Consider the following 5,626-nt stretch of genomic DNA (forward strand, 5'->3'; position numbering starts at 1 on the left):
GTCATCAGGATCGGCCGGAACCGCAACTCTGCCGCCTGGCGGATCGCGGCCGTGGGGCTCAGGCCGCCCTCGCGTAATAACTCCAGGGCAAAGTCGACCATCATGATGCCGTTTTTCATCACGATGCCGATCAGCAACACAATGCCAATCAAACCGATAATGTCGAACTGCGTGCCGGTCACCAGCAGTGCCAGCAAGGCCCCGAGCGCTGCCGAGAGCAGCGTCGAAAGGATCGTCACCGGGTGCACGAAGCTCTCGTACAGAATCCCCAGCATCAGGTACACCACCACAATCGCCGCCACCACCAGGAATACCTGGTTGGACAGCGACTGTTCGAACGTCGCCGCCGCGCCTTCCAGGTTGGCCTGCACCGACAGCGGCAAGCCGACCTTGGCCTCGATGTCCTTGAGCCGCGTCACTGCCGTGCCAAGGGTCTGGCCCGGAGCAAGGTTGAACGACACGTCGGCATACGGAAACTGACCCAGGCGGTTGATGGTCACGGGCGTACGCACCACCTGCATGGTCGCCATGCTCGACAGCGGCGCCACACCGCCACCGGGAATGTCCACGTACAACCCGGTGAGCAGGTCCGGCAAGTTGCGCGGCGGATGGTCGGTGGCGATCACCACGTGGTACTGGTTGAGCTGGGTGTAGATCGTCGAGACCTGGCGCTGGCCGAAGGCGTCATACAGCACATCGTCGATCGCCTGGGGCGTGATACCAAGGCGCGAGGCGGTGGCGCGGTCAAAGGTCAGCTGGATCTGATTGCCGAATTGCATCGCCTGGCTTTGCACGTCGGTGAACATCGGGTCTTGCTTGATCGCCGCCAGCAGCTTGTTCGTCCACGTTTCCAGTTCGTCCGGATCGGTGGCTTGCAGGCCCAGGCGGTAGCTGGTGGTGGACACCGTGGCGTCGAGGGTCAGGTCCTGTACCGAGTGCAGGTACAGGCGGATCCCGGCGTCGTCGGCGTTGGCATCGGAGAGCCGGCGGATCACCTCGGTGGCACTGTCACGCTCGCCGCGCGGCTTGAGGTTGATCAGCAGGTTGCCCTGGTTGATGGTCGGGTTGGTCTGGTCGATACCCACAAAGGACGACAAGCTTTGCACCGCCGGGTCCTTGAGGATTCGCGCGGCCAGGCGCTGTTGCTCGGTCTGCATCTGCTGGAACGAAACCGTCGGCGCCGCCTGGGAAATACCCTGGATCAGCCCGGTGTCCTGGTCGGGGAAAAAGCCCTTGGGCATGATCACCAGAATCATCAGGGTCAGCGCGGCGGTGAGCGCTATCGAGATCAGGGTCAAGGTGCGGTGCGCCAACACCCAGTCAAGGCCACGCACGTAGTGGGTGTTGATGCGGTCGAAGAAATCCGCGCGGCGTTCCTGGTGCTTATTCTTGAGCATCCGCGCGCACATCATCGGCGTGAGGGTCAGGGAGATGAACGCCGAGATAACGATGGTCACGGCCACGGTCATGGCGAATTCGCGGAACAGCCGGCCGACCACATCGCCCATGAACAGCAGCGGGATCATCACTGCAATCAGCGCAATCGACAGCGAAATAATCGTGAAACCGATTTGCTCCGACCCCTTGAGCGCCGCCTCCAGCGGCGAGTCGCCCGCCTCGATATAACGCGTGATGTTTTCGATCATCACGATCGCGTCGTCTACCACGAATCCGATGGCGATAGTCAGCGCCATCAGTGTCAGGTTGTTCAGGGAAAAGCCCAGCGCATAAGCCACCGCCAGGGTGCCCACCAGCGTCAGCGGCACGGTGACTGCCGGAATAACCGTCGCCGCAACGTCGCGCAGGAAAATGAAAATCACGATCACCACCAGCAGCACCGCCACCGCCAGTTCGTACTGCACATCGGTGACCGAGGCGCGGATGGTTTGCGTGCGGTCGGTCAGCACATCGACCTTCAAGGTACCCGGCAAACTGGCCCGCAGCTTGGGCAGCAATTGCTGCACGCGGTCGACCACCTGGATCACGTTGGCGCCGGGCTGGCGCTGAATGTTCAGCACAATCGACGGCGTGCTGTTGGTCCACGCAGCCTGGCGCGGGTTCTCCGGGCCCTGGGTGGAACTGGCGATCTGTGACAGGCGAATCGGTGCGCCATTTTTATAGGCGATCACCAGGTCGCGGTATTCCTCGGCCGATTGCAGCTGGTCGTTGGCACCAATCGAATACGCCTGGAACTTGCCGTCGATATTGCCCTTGGCCTGGTTGACGTTGGCCGTGCCGAGGGAGGTGCGCAGGTCATCAATGGACAGGCCGAGGCTATTGAGCGCCGAGGTATTCGCCTCGACCCGCACCGCCGGGCGCTGACCGCCGCTGATGGTCACCAGGCCGACGCCAGTGATCTGCGAGATCTTCTGCGCCAGCCGTGTATCCGCCAGGTCCTCGACCTTGGTCAGCGGCAACACATCGGAGGTCAGGGACAGGGTCAGCACCGGCGCATCCGCCGGATTGACCTTGCTGTATACCGGTGGGTACGGCAGGTTGGCCGGCAGGAAGGTGCCGGCGGCGTTGATCGCGGCCTGCACTTCCTGCTCTGCCACGTCCAGGGACAGCGACAGGTCGAATTGCAGGGTCACCACCGAAGCGCCGTCGGAGCTGGTGGAGTTCATCGACTTGAGGCCCGGCATCTCGCCGAGCTGGCGCTCCAGCGGCGCGGTGATCGAGGAGCTGACCACGTCCGGGCTGGCGCCGGGGTATTGGGTGAAGACCTGGATGGTCGGGTAGTCGACTTCAGGCAACGCCGACACCGACAACAGGTGATACCCCAACATGCCCAGCAACAGCACCGCGACCATCATCAAGGTGGTGGCGACGGGACGTTCGATAAAGGGCCGCGAAATGTTCATGCTCGGCAGCTCCTCACTGGGCGACGACCTTCACGGCCGAACCGTCATCCAGTTTGTCGGCGCCTTCGGTGATCACCTGCTCGCCTGGCTTGACCCCGTTCTCGAGCACCGCCGACACATCGCCCAACGATGGGCCGGTCTTGATGTTGCGCAGGCTGGCCTTGTCGCCATTCACCACGAACACAAAATCGCCCTTGCTGCCATGCTGGATCGCCCGGGTGGGCACCACGGCAACCTGGGCCAGGGTGTCGGCCTTCAGGCGCGCATTGACGAACTGGTTGGGGAACAGCGCACTGCCCGAATCATCGAACTGCGCCTTGACCTTGATGGTGCCGGTGGAGGTGTCTACCTGGTTGTCCAGGGCCAACAGGCTGCCGGTGGCCAGCAGGGCTTTCTTGTTGCGGTCGTAGGCCAGCACCGTCACGGCGCCACGGCCCAGGGCTTGGTTGATAGCGCCCAAGTCGTCCTCGGGGACCGCGAACACCACGGTGGCCGGGTTCATCTGGGTAATCACCACGATGCCGGTGGTGCTGGTGGTGGTGACGTAATTGCCGGGGTCGACCAGGCGCAGGCCCACCACACCGTCGACCGGCGAAGTGATGGTGCAGTAGCCGACCTGCACTTCAAGGTTCTGCACATTGCCCTGGTCGGCGGCCACGGTGCCCAGTTGTTGCTGGACCAAGGACGCCTGGGTGTCGACGGTCTGCTGGCTGGTAGAACCGGCCTTGACCAGTTCGCGGTAGCGCACCAGATCGCGCTGGGCATTGCTCAACACAGCCTGGTCGTGGGCCAGGGTACCCTTGGCCACGGCCAGTTGGGCCTTGAGGGCGCGGTCATCGATCCGCGCAATCACCTGGCCCTTGCTGACGTGCTGGCCTTCCTTGAATTCCACGCTGCTGAGGATGCCATCGACCTGGGTGACCACGGTCACACTGCGGGTGGGGGTGACGGTGCCGAGGGCATCGATATACACCGGCACGTCCTGCAACACCACCGGCACCACGGCCACCGGTTCGCCGGTGACGGCCGGCCGGCCTTTGTGCCCGCCTGCAAAGAAGTGCAAACCCAGGGCAATCAACAACGCTACCAGTAACAACGTGCCAACGGCCCAGGCGAACGTACGTCGTCTGCTTTTCTCCACGGGTTTCTCTCTCGAACGCCGAAAACAGGAAGGGGCGGCCAGGCTAAATGGCCGCTCGCTGCCTGAACTCTAGCAGCGCGCTGGAGCTGTGCCTGTACGACCGTGAATGCGTTCAGCATCAAGACAGACAAAGTCAGCTGGGCGCCCCGCCATGCAAGGGCTGCGGCGGGATTCTTGAGCCCTGCGCAAAGCCGGTGCTACCATGCCAGACCGCCTGTCTTGGCAAGGAACCTCCTGGTCTATGAGCACCATTCGCGAGCGCAACAAAGAACTGATCCTGCGGGCTGCCAGTGAGGAGTTTGCCGACAAGGGCTTCGCCGCGACCAAAACCAGCGACATCGCCGCCAAGGCCGGGCTGCCCAAGCCCAACGTCTACTACTACTTCAAGTCCAAGGACAACCTCTATCGCGAGGTGCTCGAAAGCATTATCGAGCCGATCCTGGCGGCCTCCACACCGTTCAATCCTGATGGCGACCCTTCGGCCGTGCTGAGCGGGTACATCCGCTCGAAGATCTGCATCTCCCGGGATTTGCCGTTTGCCTCGAAAGTGTTTGCCAGTGAGATCATGCACGGCGCCCCGCATTTAAGCCCCGAGCAGGTGGAACAGCTGAATGCCCAGGCCAAGCACAACATCGACTGCATCCAGAGCTGGGTGGACCGTGGGCTGATTGCGCCGATTGATCCGCATCACCTGATGTTCAGCATTTGGGCGGCGACGCAGACGTATGCGGATTTTGACTGGCAGATTTCGGCGGTGACCGGGAAGGCGAAGTTGGATGAAGCGGATTATGAGGCGGCGGCGCAGACGATTATTCGGTTGGTGCTTAAGGGGTGTGAGCGGGACTGATAGACCGCAGCGTCTTCAAGATTCGCGAGCAAGCCCGCTCCCACATTTGAATTTGTGCCAGACATAAATTGTTTAAACGCCGCAGATCCAATGTGGGAGCGGGCTTGCTCGCGAAAGCGCCCTCCCAGACACATCCTGCACAAAGCCAAACCATCATCTCCAGATTCCCCGATCTAGCCTCTCAGAACCCCACCTGAAGAGAGGCAAAGGAATGCCTGATCCAGCTGCTTCACATCGCCTGCGCATCGGGCGATTCAGCGAGTCCAACCGCATCTACCTGATCACCACCAACACCCACGAACGCGCGCCGATATTCAGTGATTTTTATCTCGGCCGCCTGGTGGTCTGGCAATTCCGGCTCGCCCAGTATCAAGGGCTGGCGAACTCCCTGGCCTGGGTGGTCATGCCCGACCACTTTCACTGGCTGATTGAGCTGCAAAAAGGCTCATTGGGAGACCTGATGTGCCAGGTGAAGTCCAAAAGCACTCGAACCGTTAATGGCGCTACGGGCCGCAAAGGGCGGCTATGGCAAACCAGCTTTCATGATCGTGCGCTGCGCAAGGACGATGACTTGGTGAAGATGGCTCGGTATGTCGTGGCCAACCCATTAAGAGCAGGGTTGGTGGAGCGGATTGGCGACTATCCGCTGTGGGATGCGGTTTGGGTTTAGGTCCGGGACCGAGTCGCCCCTTTCGCGAGCAAGCCCGCTCCCACATTTGACCGAGTCCCAGCCTTGGAATGCAGTCAAATGTGGGAGCGGGCTTGCTCGCGAAGAGG

General features: G+C 61.8%; 4 protein-coding genes. 2 read left to right on the plus strand and 2 right to left on the minus strand.

Annotation, left to right across the window (positions count from 1 at the left end):
* Positions 1 to 2,861: efflux RND transporter permease subunit (locus tag HX846_RS27425; protein ID WP_178966487.1), on the minus strand; the 2,861-nt coding region annotated here is incomplete at its 3' end.
* A gap of 13 nt (positions 2,862 to 2,874) precedes the next feature.
* A complete protein-coding gene (locus HX846_RS27430; protein ID WP_178903431.1) occupies positions 2,875 to 4,002 on the minus strand; it encodes an efflux RND transporter periplasmic adaptor subunit in 1,128 nt (375 codons plus the stop codon).
* A gap of 241 nt (positions 4,003 to 4,243) precedes the next feature.
* Between HX846_RS27430 and HX846_RS27435 the strand changes: the two genes are divergently transcribed.
* Both HX846_RS27435 and HX846_RS27440 read left to right on the plus strand, forming a co-directional pair.
* Positions 4,244 to 4,849 (plus strand): TetR/AcrR family transcriptional regulator, encoded by a 606-nt coding sequence (locus HX846_RS27435; protein ID WP_003210590.1) that lies wholly within the window; start codon positions 4,244 to 4,246, stop codon positions 4,847 to 4,849.
* 211 nt (positions 4,850 to 5,060) lie between these two features.
* The gene (locus tag HX846_RS27440) at positions 5,061 to 5,519 is read left to right on the plus strand and encodes a transposase (protein WP_177008365.1); all 459 of its coding nucleotides are present in this window, start codon (positions 5,061 to 5,063) and stop codon (positions 5,517 to 5,519) included.
* The last annotated feature ends 107 nt before the right edge of the window (positions 5,520 to 5,626 follow it).

The organism is Pseudomonas sp. K5002 (genome assembly GCF_013386655.1).
In the GTDB taxonomy this organism is placed as follows: domain Bacteria; phylum Pseudomonadota; class Gammaproteobacteria; order Pseudomonadales; family Pseudomonadaceae; genus Aquipseudomonas.

Coding starts and splice junctions, on each gene's coding strand:
- HX846_RS27435 (WP_003210590.1), top strand. CDS start 4,244: ATGAGCACCATTCGCGAGCGCAACAAAGAACTGATCCTGCGGGCTGCC.
- HX846_RS27440 (WP_177008365.1), top strand. CDS start 5,061: ATGCCTGATCCAGCTGCTTCACATCGCCTGCGCATCGGGCGATTCAGC.